Here is a 980-nt window from a genome sequence, read left to right on the forward strand (position 1 = left end):
ATTTCAAGCAGCTAAATCGGGACAGGACGCAAAGGCAAGAAGGTGGCAACGTCTACTGGTGAAATCATATTATGCCAGACTCTTAGCAGTGCGACGAGTGACTCAAGATAATCAAGGCAAGAAAACAGCCGGAATCGATGGAATGAGAGCAATCTCTCCAAGACAAAGGTTTGAACTTGTTGAGAGCATTAAAAGAAACCTCAAAGCAAAACCACTGCGACGGGTGTGGATTCCAAAACCCGGAAGGGATGAAAAAAGCTGGAATAGGAATACCCACAATCCAAGACAGAGCAAGGCAAGCGTTGGTTAAGTCGGCACTCGAACCGGAATGGGAATCGAGATTTGAAGGCACTAGCTATGGATTCAGACCTGGAAGGTCAGCTCATGATGCAATATCCAGAATCTTTCAAAGTATAAACAAAGGAGGTTATTACATACTGGATGCAGATATAGCGAAATGCTTTGACCGAATAAACCATGATTACCTACTCTCCAAAATTCATTGTCCAAGGAGCCTAAAGAGAGACCTGAAACAATGGCTCAAATCTGGTGTGCTAGATAACGGCGTATTTGATGATACAGAAACAGGGACACCCCAAGGAGGGGTAATAAGTCCACTCCTAGCTAACATCGCACTGGATGGTATGGAAAGGCTAATTAAAGAAATGTATCCAAATAATGGAACAGCCACTCAGGTAAACCTTATAAGATACGCTGATGATTTTGTGGTTATCTCAAAAGACCTAGGAATCATTGAACAGTGCAAAACTGCAATTTCTGAATGGCTAAAACCTGTAGGATTAGAATTAAAACCTGAGTGCGAGACGTTCAGGCATGAAATAGGGTGGCAATACCCGAAATAACCGCCTGATGGGGACTTCAACCCCTCGGTTGAATATAAGGAGCGCACTCCTGACCATCCCCATAACTGTTTATATGTCCCAACATTTGTATAGAAATATACAGATAAGGCAGGGAAC

2 protein-coding genes are annotated in these 980 nt (G+C 43.1%); both read left to right on the top strand.

The window, feature by feature from the left end:
• Positions 1-310: reverse transcriptase N-terminal domain-containing protein (locus P5674_RS25205; protein WP_315670425.1), on the top strand; the 310-nt coding region annotated here is incomplete at its 5' end.
• Entirely contained in the window at positions 249-863 is a 615-nt protein-coding gene (locus tag P5674_RS25210) for a reverse transcriptase domain-containing protein (protein ID WP_014276638.1), read from the top strand. The genes P5674_RS25205 and P5674_RS25210, both read left to right, overlap by 62 nt.
• Positions 864-980 lie beyond the last annotated feature (117 nt).

It is taken from the genome of Limnospira sp. PMC 289.06 (assembly GCF_032350395.1).
GTDB lineage: Bacteria > Cyanobacteriota > Cyanobacteriia > Cyanobacteriales > Microcoleaceae > Limnospira > Limnospira platensis.

Excerpts from the sequence above, each read along its gene's own strand:
- P5674_RS25210 (WP_014276638.1), top strand. The coding sequence starts at position 249 with ATGAAAAAAGCTGGAATAGGAATACCCACAATCCAAGACAGAGCAAGG.